Genomic DNA, 15847 nt, shown 5'->3' with positions numbered 1-15847 from the left:
GGTGAAACAAAGAAAAGCCCAGCTTTCGAGAAGCTGGGCTCTTGTCTTGTCCTTATTCCTTACTTTGTTTGAAATGGGGCAGAAGATGATTGCTCAATGCTGCAAATTCCTCAAGAGAAAGTGTTTCTCCCCGTCTGCCTGGTTCAATTCCGCTTTCCTCTAAACTCTTCACAATCCATTCCTTCTTGCTCTTCCCATCCGGAAGCTGTGATGTAAGGTTATTGAGGATTGTTTTCCTCCGCTGGGCAAAGCTCGCCCGTGTGACCATAAAGAAGAAATCTTCGTCCTTGACATCCACTGCCGGCTTTTCCCTGACAGCCAGATGAATAACAGCAGAGTCGACATTCGGCTGCGGCACGAAAACCGTCTTCGGCACAATCATGGCCACTGACGCCTCTGTATAATATTGAACGGCGATCGATAGAGAACCATACTCCTTCGAGCCTGGTTTTGCCGCCATCCGATCCGCCACTTCCTTTTGAAGCATGACCGTAATTCCGCTAAGCGGCAGCTTCTCCTCCAAGAGCTTCATGATAATCGGGGTTGTTACATAGTATGGAAGATTAGCTACGACATGCAGATCCTTCACTTGACCGGCAAACTCTTCCCCAATGACGCGTGTAACATCAGCCTTGAGGATATCTTCATGGATGACCTTCACATTCTCATACTCAGATAATGTATCCGCTAAGATAGGCAAAAGTCTTTGGTCAATCTCAAAAGCAACCACCTTCTTGCATGACTTAGCCAGCTGCTCCGTCAAAGCTCCAATTCCCGGACCAATTTCTATGGCGCCGCTCTCCTCTGTAACACCTGAATGATGCACAATATTGCGGAGAATATTCGTGTCGATCAAGAAGTTTTGTCCGAGGCTTTTCTTAAAGGAAAAGCCATACTTCTCTAATATTTGCCTCGTCTTAATAGGCGTAGCGATATCTTTATTCATTTGTTTCCACTCCATTTATCTGTTCAATTGCGTGTAGAAATTCCTCTTTTGTGATTCCAAACATCTTCAGCCTTGCATATAGCTGCTTCCCATTAGCGTACCCGATATTCAGGTATTTTCCTAACCTTTCTCTCTTATCCGCCGAATCACTGCCCCCAATAAGCCCAAACATCATCAAATCCTCTTTGCTGATGACTTCGACTTGCTCTTCTTCCATCTGCTTGGCATTAGAGAGGGCTTCTCTTATGGCCTCTGGTGATGCATGCTCCACCCCGAGTCCCTTGCCCGTTTTATGAATGGCCAGATGCTTAGGCAAGAAGGCGTGCTGACAGCCTGGTACGTTTTGCGTGATGATATGGCGAATCCGCTCCCCAGGAAAATCTGGGTCCGTGAAGACGATGACACCGCGCACCTTCTGGGCGAGCCGTATTTTATCCAAGGTTTCCTCATTAATCGCAGACCCGTTTGTTTCAATCGTGTCTGCATCAAGTGCCCGCTTAATGGCAACCGTGTCATCTTTCCCTTCTACCACAATGATTTCCTTGATTTTCATTTTTCCTCCAAAAAAGCTTTCTTTTTATTCATTTAATATTTGATATATTTACGTTATTTTTGTAATATAAATGTAATAGCATAAATTTAAGCAGCAATCCTGCTTATTATAACGCAAAAAAACAGAGGACAAAAATCCTCTGTATAAATAATAACGATTTATTTATCGAAACACCTTAATTTTGACGGTTTTTACGCCCCAATTATAAGCGTCCGCCGTCGATGGTACAAATACATCAATCTTCTTGCCATTCACAGCACCGCCAGTATCTGCTGCTGTTGCATATCCGTAGCCTTCTACATACACCTTCGTACCAAGCGGGATAAAGCTTGGATCAACGGCTATGATCTTAGCATTTGGATTAGCACGCAGATTAACCCCTGTTGCCGTTTTACCGGTGCATCCGTTACAGCCGCTCGTATAAGCTGTTGCTGTGACATAATACTCCTCTGCTGACGAGGATGAAGACGCTGAAGATTTAGAAGATGTTGACACTGGTGTAACAGTCGCTTTCTTTTCCTTCGTTCCAATAGCGACGACCTCGTCAACCTTCTTCTTGACCGTTTTCTCAGAAACCAACTCTTTAGATACGGTTTTCCCGTTTTCTTTTGTTAATTCATATGTTTTACTGATTAATCCTTCTTGTCCTTCAGTTATAATTTTTTCCTTCCCCTTCTCCAGGGATGAATCCTTCTGAGTGACTGTTTCATAGCTAATTGGTTCTTCCACCACATCGGTGACCTTTTCTACCCTTGTTACGGTGACAGCTGTTTCCTCTGTCAAATGTTCAGATAAAGCTGGACTGACCCGGTCTAATTCATTCACACTTACCTGCTCACTCTTTAAAAAATCAGCGACCGTGGTCGAAGTTGACCATATTTCCCGTTCCTCGTTCCCTACCTTGAGGGCTATGGGAAATGCCGTTTCTATTTTGATATCCATATCTTTTTTGATTGCCTCATCCATGCCTTCAGATACCTTATCCTCTGCTCTGAGCTGTATGCCTTCTTCCTCAAGGAACTCACCAACTGTTTGAGAAAGCGTCCAAACGGAGGAAGTCTCCCCGTCAATTGTCAGCTCCACCTCTGTAGCCGGGTTCCAGATAACATGCAGGTCATCGCTGATCTCGGTCCCTTTTGCCAGACTAAGATAATCCTCTTTACCTACCTCAACCTCTAGTTCTTGTAGCAGTTCATTAATGGTGTCAGCATGGGTCTTGACCGTTTGCTTTTTTCCATCCAGGCTCAGTGCTACTGTTTTTTTTGTACTTTCATAAAATATAATTCCTGTTGCAAACATAAAAACAGCTGCACTTGTCATAATTAATATCGTCCTTGACGTTCGTCTCGGCCTGGAAAATAGGTTTTTCATGTATTGAATCACGAAAATTCCCCCTTTTCACTGAATGAATTATATAGATATTCTGACAACATTGTCAACCTATCTACCTTTTCTGAATACGGAACACGCTAATTTACAATACAAAAAAGGCGAAGATCCACACAATCTGTCAGGACCTTCGCCGATTGGTATTATTGGATTTTGAACAGACGGTTTGCGTTTTCTGTTGTCGCCTTTGCAACCTCTTCAAAGGACACTTCCTTCAAGTCAGCAATCTGCTCAGCAACAAGCCTCACATAGCTCGGCTCATTTCTCTTTCCGCGGTATGGATGTGGAGCCAGGTAAGGACAATCTGTCTCAATAAGCAGGCGGTCAAGCGGTACAGCCTTTGCCACTTCCTTCGGCTTTATCGCATTTTTGAATGTAACCGGACCTCCAAGTGAAATATAGAAGTTCATATCAAGGCAGCGTTTCGCTGTTTCAGGGCTTCCGCTAAAGCAATGCATGATTCCCCCAACCTCCGCTGCCCCTTCCTCTTCAAGAATAGTGACAACATCCTCCGTGGCCTCGCGATTATGAATAATAATCGGCAGATTGAGCTTCTTCGCTAATTGAATCTGGCGCCGGAAAACAACCTGCTGTACATCCTTCGGCGATTTATCCCAATGGTAGTCCAACCCGATTTCCCCAATTGCCACGACCTTTGGATGAGCAGTCAATTCCTCTATCCACTCAAGATAGCTGTCCGTTAAATCAATGGCATCAACAGGGTGCCAGCCAATGGCAGCGTACATAAAGTCATATGTATCGATCAGTTCGATTGCACGTTTAATTGTCTTTTCGTCAAATCCGACTACCACTACGCGCTCGACTCCATTCTCTCGCGCTCTTTCAATAACCTCTTCCAAATCCTCATCAAATTGATCATCGTTTAAATGAACATGTGTATCAAACAGCATCCGTTTTCTCCTTTGCAGTATAGTCTTATTCCTTCATCCATGTTTTTACCCATTCTCTTAAAAAGTTAAAGCTCGGCTAATAACTTACATAATAAAGAAAGGGATGTTTCACATGTAACATCCCCCTCCGATTATTTCTCTTATTTAACCTGCGCACCATTTGGCAGGGATTCCGCAATTGAAGCTAGTGCTAGCTGCCCGTCTTCACTTCCGGCAAGAATCATTCCTTGTGAAAGGACGCCGCGAAGCTTAACTGGCTTCAAGTTTGTCACACAAATAACCTTCTTGCCTGCTAGTTCCTCTGGTTTGTAGTATTGGGCAATGCCGGAGACAACCTGACGCTGCTCATACCCTAAATCCAATTGGAGCTTCAGAAGCTTATCAGCCTTCGGAACCGGTTCAGCACTGATGACTTGAGCTACTCTAAGCTCTACCTTCTTGAAGTCATCAATCGTAATTTCCTCGACCTCTGGTGCCTCTGGTGCCTTTTTCGCTTCCTCTACTGCCTGCTGAGGAGCCGTACTTTGCATAGATTCCTTGATATAGGCAACCTCCTCCTCTATATCAAGACGCGGGAAGATTGGATTTCCTTTCTTCACCACTAAATCAGCGGATGGAATGCCGAAGCTTTCAAGGCTTTCCCATGTTTGCATAGCTTCCTGCTCACAATTCAGCTGTTCGAAGATTTTCTTCGGAGCCATAGTGAGGAATGGCTTAAGCATTACAGCGATTCTTCTTAAGGATTCCGCAAGGTGGGTCATGACAGATGCTAGCTCATCCACTTTAGCTTCATCCTTCGCAAGCGCCCATGGCTGTGTTTCATCAATGTATTTGTTCGTACGGCTGACAAGCTGCCATAGAGTAGACAAGGCCACAGAGAATTGCATATTCTCCATTGCTTCCTCGTACTTTTCAACTGTCTCGAGATTAGCCTGCAGCAATTGCTGGTCAAATTCCCGATCAGAGCCTTTGTAAGCCGGAATCTTGCCGTCAAAATATTTATTGATCATTGCAACTGTCCGATTCAACAGGTTTCCAAGGTCATTGGCTAAATCAAAGTTAACGCGTTCGACAAATCCCTCCGGCGTAAAGACACCGTCTGCACCGAATGGCACCTCACGCAATAAGTAGTAGCGTAAGGAATCTAGGCCATAGCGGTCAATCAAGGTAACCGGGTCTACTACATTGCCTTTAGATTTAGACATTTTTCCATCCTTCATCAATAACCATCCATGAGCGAATACCTTCTTCGGAAGCGGAAGGTCAAGTGCCATCAACATGATTGGCCAATAAATCGTATGGAAACGGACAATTTCCTTTCCGACAAGATGCACATCTGCCGGCCAGTAATTCAAGTATTTAGAATCATCATCACTGCCATATCCTAGAGCAGTAATATAGTTGGTCAATGCGTCAATCCACACATAAATGACATGCTTCGGATTACCTGGCACCTTAATGCCCCAATCAAATGTTGTTCTAGAAACAGCCAAATCCTCGAGCCCTGGTTTCAAGAAGTTATTGATCATTTCATTTTTTCGGGATTCAGGTTGGATGAAATCTGGATGCTCCTCATAGAATTGCAAAAGTCTGTCTGCATATTTGCTCATCTTGAAGAAATAAGATTCCTCTTTAACCTTCTCTACAGGACGGCCGCAATCCGGACAATTTCCATCTTCGACTTGGCGATCTGTGAAGAAGGACTCACAAGGGGTACAGTACCAGCCTTCATATTCATCAAGGTAAATATCGCCTTGGTCCAATAATTGCTTAAAGATTTTCTCTACGGCTGTTTTATGACGCTCATCAGTAGTGCGAATGAAATCATCATAAGAAATATCGAGCTTCTTCCATAGAATCTTAATATCTCGAATCATACCGTCTACATATTCCTGCGGGCTGATTCCTTTCTCTTCTGCTTTTCGCTGAATCTTCTGCCCATGCTCATCTGTCCCCGTTAAGTACATGACATCGAACCCGCGCATTCTTTTATAACGGGCCATTGCATCTCCAGCTACTGTTGTATATGCATGACCAATGTGAAGATTTCCACTTGGATAATAAATAGGGGTTGTAATGTAAAACGTATTTAATTTTTCCTTCATCTTTTTCACTCCTTAAAGGCCTGCCAATAAAGTCCTTTTACTCGAAAGGACTATTTTACATAATAGTAACATTATAAAGGAATTCCTTGATTTTTTATACAGAGGAACTCTCCAATCTCAAGAGACGAAATAAATTTCCATAAAGACAAATGGTACTGTCTGGGTGAATTAATTATACAAAATGTCCTATTCGAGTATATTGATATAATATTTTCCCTCTCGGAAAGTGTCGAAAAAAGTTTGTTTGTTCTAAATCTTATACAATTTACTGCACAATTACGGGTGTAAAAATTTCATATACTGGTTAAGATGAGGAAAAAGTAAGCCTTTTCAACTAGTTTTTTTCAAATTTCTACCCATAAACCCCACAAACTACCATTGATATAGGGACTAAAAACATTGACGGTTTTGGGAATGCTTGGTATTATGATAACATCATTAAATTTTGTCGAATAATGACGAATTTTATTAAAAAAATATTATTCTATGAGAGGAGTATTGTTATGAAATCCACTGGTATTGTACGTAAAGTAGATGAGCTTGGCCGGGTGGTTATTCCGATCGAACTTCGTCGTACTCTCGGAATCGCTGAGAAAGATGCCCTTGAAATCTATGTTGATGACGAGCGTATCATCCTCAAAAAATATAAACCAAACATGACTTGCCAAGTAACAGGTGAAGTATCTGACAGCAACTTCACTTTAGCAGACGGCAAACTAATCCTAAGCCGCGAAGGTGCTGAACAACTCCTAAAAGAAATTCAAGAAAACCTTCACGTTACAAACTCTTAATAAAAAAGCTTCCCATAACGGGGAGCCTTTTTTATGTTCTTTATTTCATTATGTCTATATGATACGCCTGATATACTTCCCTCTTCGGAATGTTTCGTTCCTTAGCTGCATGCTTGATTGCATCATTTGGCTTCATGCCCTTAGAATCAATATAATGTTCGACATGCTCCTTCAAGCTCATGTTCTCCCACCAAACGGCTTCGTCCTCCACATAATCAGTGCCCTCTACAATTAAGACAAACTCACCGCGAACCTCCTGATTATTCGCCCATTCCATTGCCTCGGTAATGGACCCGCGAATATATTCCTCAAATCGCTTCGTCAGCTCGCGTGCCAGAACTATCTGCCTGTCTCCAAGGTATTCATGCAAAAGCCCAAGCGTCTCCTTCAGACGGTGAGGGGATTCATAGAAGATGATGGCCCCATCCTTCTTCTTCAGCTCCTCAAGCTCCTTTTTCTTCTCCTTTCGGCTCCGGTTCAGGAATCCATAGAAGTAAAAAGGCTGAGGTGTGATTCCTGAGGCGATCAGGGCAGTCAAGGCTGCATTTGCACCCGGAAGTGCCACCACAGGTATTCCTTCCTCTATACAAGCTTGTACAAGCTCATAGCCCGGGTCTGAGATCGCAGGCATTCCCGCATCACTCACAAGAGCAACCACATTCCCGTTCCTGATTCTCTCTAAGATTGCTTCACCGCTTTGCTGCCTGTTATGCTCATGATAACTGATAAGCGGTGTCTGAATCTCAAAATGATTGCACAGCTTCTTCGTATTACGGGTATCCTCCGCTGCAATCACATCAGCCTCACGTAAAATTCTCACAGCACGATAGGTCATATCCTCTAAATTGCCGATTGGTGTCGGCACTAAATACAAGGCAGGCTCCCGCTCCTGCTCAAAGCTCTTTTGGCTCTTCAACGCCATTACCTCCCATTTGCACAATCCGCTCCTTCTCGTATCTCCTCAATTGCTTGAAGCGGTATTCCGCCTGCATGGCCTCTGTCTTTGTTTCATACTCCTCGTAATAACGCAGGACCACAGGCCTTCTTGCTCGTGTATACTTAGCCCCTTTTCCCTCATTATGGGTATGGACTCTTTTCTCAATATTATTCGTGTAGCCTGCATAAAAACTACCGTCCGCACATTCAAGTACATAGAAATAATGCATATTATTCTCCATCAATTATCCGTTTTAGCTCGTCTGTATACTCATTATGATCCTGATAAACGACAAGAGGCGGCAGCAGCTTCAAATCCGGGCTCCCGCCCTTGATTCCCTCTACCAAAATGGTATTGGCCTCCCGTCCTGCCTTTGGATACACAAATTGCAGCCGCTTCGGTTCAATTCGGTATTTCCTCATTAAAGTCAGGATATCAAGAAGCCTTCCGGGCCGGTGCACAAAGGCTGCCTTCCCTCCCTGCTTCAGCAGCTGGCTGCTTACCCGGACAACATCCTCTAATGTACACATTATCTCATGTCTGGCTATAGCATAATGTTCATTATCATTCTGGATTTCCTTAGCAGGTGTCAGAAAATACGGGGGATTGCATGTAACCACATCATATTTATCATGCCCGAGAATCGGGACAATCTTATTCAAGTCCTCATGATGCATCGTAATCTGCTCGGACAAGTTATTATATTGAACACTTCTTAAAGCCATATCATGAAGTCTTTCCTGAATCTCCACCCCATGGATATGTCCCTTGGTCCTCCGGCTCAATAAGAGCGGGATCACCCCATTACCGGCACAAAGGTCCACGAGATTTCCCTTTTGAATCGGTACATAGGCGAATTTCGCAAGCAGCACTGCATCCAGAGAGAAAGAGAACACACTTGGGCTTTGAATAATCCGAAGCGGCTCTCCCAAGAGATAATCCAGGCGTTCATCATCTTTTAACATATTCAAAAACTATTCGCTCCTAACCAAATATCCTTTATAAAAATAGCCTTTCCTAAACGATAGGAAAGACTATCTTTATTTCTTATTCAAAAATGAGAGGCAAAACAGGCAATCCCCGTCCTTACGCGGACTTCCAAAATGCAAATTGCAAATATGGAAGCCTTCCTGATAAAGCCTTGCGAGGTTGTCATACCCCTCTCCAATATCCATCGGCTTATTTCCTTTCTTCTGCTTTTTTTGAGCAGAAGCAGGTTTACTCTTTTCGAGCTCAAGCAAACGGCGGCGAACATTCTCATTCTCCAATTGGAGCGTATTATTCTCCTCTAGAATCTCAGCCAAATGTTCCTTTAATTCCCCGAGCTGCTTGTACAAATCGCCGATTTGGGCCTCCATGCTGCTGACCGAATCGAATATTTCCTTTTTATTCATAACACCCACCACCTTATTAATCTGTGGCTTGAATCGTGAAGGTGCCTTCCTCCATCATCTCATCCAGCGTATATTCAACAACACGTTCTTTTCCTTGCAATTCAATCTGCATGATCTTCTCAAGGATATTCAGGCCGATAACCTTTCCTTTGCCCATTGGTGTATTGATATACTCACCAAGGTCAGGAAGCTGCTCTTTTGCACTTTCATACTCATCATTCTCATATTTCAGGCAGCACATGAGACGGCCGCACAGCCCTGAGATCTTCGTTGGATTAAGTGATAAATTTTGGTCTTTCGCCATTTTGATTGAGACTGGCTCAAAATCCCCTAAGAAGGTTGAACAGCATAACATCCGTCCGCATGGGCCGATACCGCCGAGCATTTTGGCCTCATCCCTAACGCCTATTTGCCTGAGTTCAATCCTTGTGCGGAAAATGGCCGCCAAATCCTTAACAAGCTCACGAAAATCAACTCGTCCATCCGCTGTAAAGTAAAAAATCACCTTATTGCGGTCAAAGGTATATTCCACATCAACCAGCTTCATATCCAGCCGATGCTCTGTTACTTTTTCACTGCAAATCTGGAAAGCCTGCTGGGCAATTTCCTTATTCTCGTCTACGGTAAAGCGATCTTTCTCATCAGCAATCCGGATGACCTTTTTCAAAGGAAGGACTATATCATTTTCGCCCACTTGCTTGCGCGGAATCACAGCTTTCCCAAATTCAATGCCTCTGACGGTTTCTACAATAATATACTCATCCTTGGCTATCTCGAGCTCACCTGGGTCGAAATAATATATTTTACCCGCTTTTTTAAAGCGGACTCCTACAACATCATACAAGTGTAAACCCCTCCTGAAGGTTAAGCACAAGCTGCTCCATTAACAGCTGTGGGTTCATATTCGCCGAAAGCTTCCGTTTTGCCTCCAGTATTTCATTCATCTGATTGGCTAATCGCTTTTGCGAATGCATTATAGCCAATTGGCGGAATTGATCCTCCTTATCCTGATAAACCATTTCCTCTGGTTTATCAAGCTGAACGTAAAGGAGATCTCTGTATATATTCAAAAGAAGCAATAATCCCATTTCCATTTGCTCACGTTCTTTGAAATGAGGGAGCCAATCCTCTTGGACGACCATAATGCCATCCACTGGATTTTTTATGGCTTCAAACAATTTTACCACTATCTTTTGGGCTTGTGCAAACCACTCATCCTCATTTAAAGCTAGTCCTTCTTCGACACTATTCGTCAAACTGGCAATTAATCTAGCCTTCTTGCCTGGTACCCCTGATTGAACTAATTGCTTGCTTAGCTCCACAGGGTTTAAAGGTGTAAAGGAAATGGTCTGGCATCTGGATAAAATCGTAGAAAGCATCCGGTGGATTTGATCAGTCAGCAAGATAATGGTCGTGCCTGCATGAGGTTCCTCAAGGAACTTCAACAGGCTGTTTGCCGCAGAGGCTGTCATTTTGTGCGCGTGAGTAATAATGTAAACTTTCTTTTGAGATTCAACTGCTTTTTTCTGAAATTCTTCGTGAAGCATTTTGATCTGCTCTTTCTTGATTGAAAGGCCATCAGGTTCGATGATATGGACATCCGCATGATTCTTATGCTCGATTTTCTTACAGTTCGCGCATTCTCCGCATGGAAGATACCCCTCAATCGGCTCAAGGCAGAATAAGGACTTAGCAAGCAATATACTCGCATCCTGCTTGCCGGTGCCACGCTCCCCTTCAAATAGGTATGCATGTGCTACCCTGTCTTTTATCAGGCTGTTCTTCAGCATTGCTGCTGCTCTTGGCTGCTGGCTTGATAGCTGTTCCCATGTTTCAATCATGCTTATTTCCTCTCATCCCTTAAACTTAAAAATGATAGAACTGATCCACTGGCAGGACAAATACAGTTGCCCCTCCCACCTCTACTTCGACTGGATACGGCACATACGAATCCGCATTCCCTCCGATGGGTGAGACCGGTGACACATATTGCTCCCTCGCCTGACAATTCCTTTTAATGATTTCAAGAGCCTTATTGACCCGTATTTCCTCAGTACCAATCATAAAAGTCGTATTGCCAGATTTCAGAAACCCGCCTGTCGTGGCCAACTTAGTCGCACGGAAGTTATGGTCAACCAAGTCACTTAATAATTTTGCACTGTCCTTATCTTGTACTATTGCTACAATAAGTTTCATGGTGAACCCCCCAATCTAGAATCAATCTATTCAGTGTTTTCCTCTAAGTTGTCATCTTCATTATACCAAAGCCTGTATAAGATTAATATAAAACCTTAAAGCAGTGCTTTAAGGTTTCCTGTCAATAATTGTCTTTATTTGGTGAAGAGTTTCTTCATATACTTCCTCAATAGACCGGTCTGCATCAATGCCTTTAATGCGTGACGGGTCCTTTTCCATCAATAATTGATAGCCGTCATACACTTTCTGATGGAAGCTCAGCTCCTCTACATCAAGTCTATTTACTTCTCTATTTTTATGCTGCTCGATTCTCTCTAGTCCTTTTTTCGGCTCAATCATGAAAAATAATGTCAGCTCCGGCATAAGGTCTTCAATGGCGAACTGGTTAATCTGCCAGATTTCCTCTACCCCTATACCTCTTGCGTATCCTTGGTAAGCCAAGGAACTATCAACGAAACGGTCACAAAGGACGATTGCTCCCTTTTCAAGTGCCGGTACAACCTTCTCCATCAAATGCTGTCTGCGGGCAGCTGCATAAAGGAGTGCCTCTGTACGCGGGTCCATCGCTGTATTACTTCGATTCAGGATTACCTCTCGAATCTGTTCAGCAATGGGGATGCCCCCAGGCTCTCTCGTTAGGATAATGCTGTATCCTTCCTTCTCCAGCTGTTCAGCCACTTTTGCTATGATGGTTGTTTTTCCGGCTCCCTCAGGACCCTCCACTGTAATAAATACTCCTCGATTCAAGGCTGTACCCTCCAATATTATGTACGCTACTAGTTAGTATATCATAGGCCCCTTTTAAAGACCTGAATTTCTCCTTCTTTCAGAAACATGCCACCTTGGATTTTTTTCCCCTGCTCCAATAGCTTCTGGCACGCTTCAGCTACCTCCTCCGTAATCCGTTCCCCGCGCTGAATGAGCGGAATTCCGGGCGGATAAGGAATAACTGCCTCGGCAGCAATCTCCCCAATGGCGAGAGAAAGCGGTTGTCTGTCTACCTGCAGCCTCTCCATTTCCTCGTAGGATAAGGCAAGCTCACTATGTTCTCTCCTATTGGCTTCATCCTGTATCAAGGCTGTATGGCGGGCTTGAGCCCCCTTTCCCTCGTTCCACACTATCGACTCGAACCTTGCTATAATCTCCTTAATGAAATATTCCTCGCCCTCCTTCAAGAGAGGGAGAACAAATAACACAAATCGGTCTGTTGAGAGCTCTGAGTAGAGGCCGGCTTCCTCAAGCTTTGCCTGCAGCTCCTGACCTGAGAGACCGCCGCGGTGGTATATCATCAGTTTAAGCGGGTCAAGCCAATCAGCATCCTCTGTTTCATATACAGCCAGCTGTTTATGACTGGCTAAATAATCCTTCAATAGCTGAATCTGCTTCTGAAGATATTGCTTATCTAACTCGCCATATCCTTCCAGATATGCCCTCGCTAAATCAAGCGACAGCATAATCGGGTAGGATGGACTGCTGGACTGAAGCATCCTGACATAACGCTCCACCTGCTCGGCAGAAACCAGATTCCCTTGAATATGTAAATATGACCCCATTGTCATCGCAGGCAGTGTCTTATGAGCGGAGTGAACCACAATATCTGCCCCATGAAGAAGGGCAGAAGGCGGGAAAGGGTCACCTGCTGCGTAATGAGCACCATGAGCCTCATCAACGAGTACAGGAATTTGCAAACAATGAGCTTCCTTAATGAGATCCTCAAGGTCCATAGCCATTCCATAATAATTGGGGTAAGTTAAAATGATGGCTTTCGTATCCGGGTGCCTATGTAAATATTTATTGATGACTGAAGCTGTGAGCCCAATCTCAACCCCCTCTGCATCCAGCTCCGGATGAATGAAGATAGGGTTTGCACGAGCAAGCTCCAACCCGTTCATAACAGACTTATGGCAATTCCTCTGTACCAGCACCTTTTCTCCCGGCTGGATAACCCCAAGAATCATCGCTAAATTCCCCACTGTAGAACCATTCACAAGCAGATAACTTCTATCTGTCTGATAAAAAGAGGAAAGCAATGTTTCAGCTTCTTTAATCCCCTCCTCCGGGCTATGGAGATCATCCAGACCGATCAGCTCGGTCATATCCCAGCTCATAGCTGATTGCAGACCAGATGGCGTCCGCGGATGTACCATTGATCCATTCTTATGACCTGGGACATGTAATGATAGAGGTACTTTCCCTCTATGAGCCTCCAGCATTTCCAGAATCGGTATCTTTATTTTATCCATTTATATCAACTACCTTCCTCATCACAGCCATATAAAAAGGCTCCGTCAAAAGAAGGGGCCTGTGCTTTTTATCATTATAAATTTTCCTATTCGGTTCGTTCAAGTAACGAACTGAAATCCTTTACGTATAAATACCGGATATATTATTCCTCCGCAGTTTCTCCACGAATTCCTGATAAACCGGCTCACTCGTATCTGTCTGAACAATCTCTCTCTCACATTCGGAACAAATGAATCCTATATGAAGCTGTAGACCTTCTGATTTCACTTTCTCACAAATACGGCATCTGTTTTCAGACTCCTTGAACTCCTTATAGGCTGCATCAAAAATGGCCATAAATACACCTCCCACTAATCCTAGTATCACCGCTGGCAAGGCATTGTATACATGATTTTGAATTCTTTCTGTATCTTATTGTATGCCCAGAGCAGGCATACGTTGTATGTCTTAATTAGGGGTCAACATATAAAGTTTAGTGGAAGGGAGGGGTGAGGTTTTATGAGTCTGGATGTGGGCGAATGAATTCTTATTTTGAAAAAGGTGATGGGTCATCGCCCGTAATGCCTGGATTCCGCCCTTAACAAAGGTCGTTCGCCCTTAAATCTTAAAATTAGAAAAATGGAGATAAAAAAATAAAGCCGATCCATCCTCTGACCGTCAAAAATGATAAGCTGAGCTGCTTTTTAGAAGATATCTCGTTTTTTTGCCTTAAAATCTTCAAAAACCACACTATTATTAGGCTTTTTTGATTTGTCCGCATCTCTACGATACCCTGAAAACACAAAAAAACCAGCTCACTACTGAACTGGTTTCTGCTTGCCCGGCAACGTCCTACTCTCACAGAGGACGCGCGGCCCCAACTACCATCGGCGCTGAAGAGCTTCACTTCCGTATTCGGAACCTGATCGGCGATAAGCGGTGGACCTCGGGCGTCGGCCGCACTCGTTAAGTCCTCATGTATACCTTTCATTCCAGGCTTCACTCACTTGCCTTCTGAAGCTCCTTGCTTCTTCCCAATCGGAGATGCCTGCTGCCAGTTCGGATAGGCTTCATCAACTTTTATATTCTCTTTCGAGAAAATATAAAACACAAAAAAACCAGCTTACTACTGAACTGGTTTCACTTGCCCGGCAACGTCCTACTCTCACAGGGGCGTGAGCCCCAACTACCATCGGCGCTGAAGAGCTTAACTTCCGTGTTCGGAATGGGAACGGGTGTGGCCTCTTCGCCATCGTTACCGGACTTATAAAAGAATGTTGAATCATTCTTTCAAAACTGGATAATGTTTGTTTGGCCTATGCGTTTTGTTCTTGGTTAAGTCCTCGAACGATTAGTATCCGTCAGCTCCATGTGTCGCCACACTTCCACCTCGGACCTATCTACCTGATCATCTTTCAGGGTTCTTACTAGCTTGCGCTATGGGAAATCTCATCTCGAGGGGGGCTTCATGCTTAGATGCTTTCAGCACTTATCCCGTCCGCACGTAGCTACCCAGCTATGCTCCTGGCGGAACAACTGGTACACCAGCGGTGCGTCCATCCCGGTCCTCTCGTACTAAGGACAGCTCCTCTCAAATTTCCTGCGCCCACGACGGATAGGGACCGAACTGTCTCACGACGTTCTGAACCCAGCTCGCGTACCGCTTTAATGGGCGAACAGCCCAACCCTTGGGACCGACTACAGCCCCAGGATGCGATGAGCCGACATCGAGGTGCCAAACCTCCCCGTCGATGTGGACTCTTGGGGGAGATAAGCCTGTTATCCCCGGGGTAGCTTTTATCCGTTGAGCGATGGCCCTTCCATGCGGAACCACCGGATCACTAAGCCCGACTTTCGTCCCTGCTCGACTTGTAGGTCTCGCAGTCAAGCTCCCTTGTGCCTTTACACTCTGCGAATGATTTCCAACCATTCTGAGGGAACCTTTGGGCGCCTCCGTTACTCTTTAGGAGGCGACCGCCCCAGTCAAACTGCCCACCTGACACTGTCTCCCACCCCGGTTCAGGGGTGCGGGTTAGAAGTTCAATACAGCGGGGGTAGTATCCCACCGACGCCTCCACCGAAGCTGGCGCTCCGGCTTCAAAGGCTCCTACCTATCCTGTACAAGCTGTACCAAAATTCAATATCAGGCTGCAGTAAAGCTCCACGGGGTCTTTCCGTCCTGTCGCGGGTAACCTGCATCTTCACAGGTACTATAATTTCACCGAGTCTCTCGTTGAGACAGTGCCCAGATCGTTACGCCTTTCGTGCGGGTCGGAACTTACCCGACAAGGAATTTCGCTACCTTAGGACCGTTATAGTTACGGCCGCCGTTTACTGGGGCTTCAATTCGCACCTTCGCTAATGCTAAGCGCTCCTCTTAACCTTCCAGCACCGGGCAGGCG

General features: G+C 44.7%; 16 protein-coding genes and 2 rRNA genes (1 of these 18 cut by a window edge). 1 reads left to right on the top strand and 17 read right to left on the bottom strand.

Annotated features, from left to right (window positions below; genetic code table 11):
* Positions 1-52: 52 nt before the first annotated feature.
* The 5 genes from rsmA to metG all read right to left on the bottom strand — a co-directional run bounded on the left by rsmA (position 53) and on the right by metG (position 5904).
* Positions 53-946, bottom strand: coding sequence for a 16S rRNA (adenine(1518)-N(6)/adenine(1519)-N(6))-dimethyltransferase RsmA (gene rsmA / locus ACY8DX_RS00230; RefSeq protein ID WP_049672616.1), 894 nt, complete (start codon positions 944-946; stop codon positions 53-55).
* Complete coding sequence (gene rnmV / locus ACY8DX_RS00225; protein WP_049672617.1) at positions 939-1499, bottom strand: ribonuclease M5; 561 nt, start codon at positions 1497-1499, stop codon at positions 939-941. Before rnmV ends, rsmA begins: the two co-directional genes overlap by 8 nt.
* A 162-nt stretch (positions 1500-1661) precedes the next feature.
* Complete coding sequence (locus tag ACY8DX_RS00220; RefSeq protein ID WP_462406032.1) at positions 1662-2882, bottom strand: ubiquitin-like domain-containing protein; 1221 nt, start codon at positions 2880-2882, stop codon at positions 1662-1664.
* 149 nt (positions 2883-3031) lie between these two features.
* Entirely contained in the window at positions 3032-3799 is a 768-nt protein-coding gene (locus ACY8DX_RS00215) for a TatD family hydrolase (RefSeq protein ID WP_049672618.1), read from the bottom strand.
* Positions 3800-3939: 140 nt separating this feature from the next.
* Positions 3940-5904 (bottom strand): methionine--tRNA ligase, encoded by a 1965-nt coding sequence (metG, locus tag ACY8DX_RS00210; RefSeq protein WP_462406031.1) that lies wholly within the window; start codon positions 5902-5904, stop codon positions 3940-3942.
* 503 nt (positions 5905-6407) lie between these two features.
* Between metG and ACY8DX_RS00205 the strand changes: the two genes are divergently transcribed.
* The gene (locus ACY8DX_RS00205; protein WP_049672620.1) at positions 6408-6695 is read left to right on the top strand and encodes a transition state genes transcriptional regulator AbrB; all 288 of its coding nucleotides are present in this window, start codon (positions 6408-6410) and stop codon (positions 6693-6695) included.
* 40 nt (positions 6696-6735) lie between these two features.
* Here ACY8DX_RS00205 and rsmI read toward each other — a convergent pair whose 3' ends face one another.
* From rsmI to ACY8DX_RS00145, 12 genes are all read right to left on the bottom strand, one after another.
* Positions 6736-7611: a 16S rRNA (cytidine(1402)-2'-O)-methyltransferase gene (gene rsmI / locus ACY8DX_RS00200; protein WP_462406030.1), complete on the bottom strand. Its 876-nt coding sequence runs from the start codon at positions 7609-7611 to the stop codon at positions 6736-6738.
* On the bottom strand, positions 7589-7873 hold the full coding sequence (locus ACY8DX_RS00195) for a GIY-YIG nuclease family protein (protein ID WP_049672622.1): 285 nt from the start codon (positions 7871-7873) through the stop codon (positions 7589-7591). The genes rsmI and ACY8DX_RS00195 overlap by 23 nt, the downstream gene beginning before the upstream one ends.
* Positions 7863-8603: a tRNA1(Val) (adenine(37)-N6)-methyltransferase gene (locus ACY8DX_RS00190; RefSeq protein ID WP_156185672.1), complete on the bottom strand. Its 741-nt coding sequence runs from the start codon at positions 8601-8603 to the stop codon at positions 7863-7865. The genes ACY8DX_RS00195 and ACY8DX_RS00190 overlap by 11 nt, the downstream gene beginning before the upstream one ends.
* A 69-nt stretch (positions 8604-8672) precedes the next feature.
* Entirely contained in the window at positions 8673-9026 is a 354-nt protein-coding gene (gene yabA / locus ACY8DX_RS00185; RefSeq protein WP_049672623.1) for a DNA replication initiation control protein YabA, read from the bottom strand.
* A gap of 16 nt (positions 9027-9042) precedes the next feature.
* Positions 9043-9870, bottom strand: coding sequence for a PSP1 domain-containing protein (locus ACY8DX_RS00180; protein ID WP_049672624.1), 828 nt, complete (start codon positions 9868-9870; stop codon positions 9043-9045).
* Entirely contained in the window at positions 9863-10867 is a 1005-nt protein-coding gene (holB, locus tag ACY8DX_RS00175; RefSeq protein ID WP_462406029.1) for a DNA polymerase III subunit delta', read from the bottom strand. Before holB ends, ACY8DX_RS00180 begins: the two co-directional genes overlap by 8 nt.
* A gap of 25 nt (positions 10868-10892) precedes the next feature.
* Positions 10893-11222: a cyclic-di-AMP receptor gene (locus ACY8DX_RS00170; RefSeq protein ID WP_049672626.1), complete on the bottom strand. Its 330-nt coding sequence runs from the start codon at positions 11220-11222 to the stop codon at positions 10893-10895.
* Positions 11223-11330: 108 nt separating this feature from the next.
* Positions 11331-11969 (bottom strand): dTMP kinase, encoded by a 639-nt coding sequence (gene tmk, locus ACY8DX_RS00165; protein ID WP_049672627.1) that lies wholly within the window; start codon positions 11967-11969, stop codon positions 11331-11333.
* 41 nt (positions 11970-12010) lie between these two features.
* Positions 12011-13465 (bottom strand): aminotransferase class I/II-fold pyridoxal phosphate-dependent enzyme, encoded by a 1455-nt coding sequence (locus ACY8DX_RS00160; RefSeq protein ID WP_462406028.1) that lies wholly within the window; start codon positions 13463-13465, stop codon positions 12011-12013.
* Between the two features lie 121 nt (positions 13466-13586).
* Positions 13587-13802 (bottom strand): sigma factor G inhibitor Gin, encoded by a 216-nt coding sequence (locus ACY8DX_RS00155; RefSeq protein WP_049672629.1) that lies wholly within the window; start codon positions 13800-13802, stop codon positions 13587-13589.
* 789 nt (positions 13803-14591) lie between these two features.
* Positions 14592-14708 (bottom strand): 5S ribosomal RNA (gene rrf, locus ACY8DX_RS00150).
* 68 nt (positions 14709-14776) lie between these two features.
* Positions 14777-15847 (bottom strand): 23S ribosomal RNA (locus ACY8DX_RS00145); it runs 1865 nt beyond the window's last position.

This window comes from Gracilibacillus sp. Marseille-QA3620, from assembly GCF_054950035.1.
The sequence above is the reverse complement of the archived record's forward strand: the minus strand, read 5'-3'. Positions and strand labels throughout refer to the sequence as shown.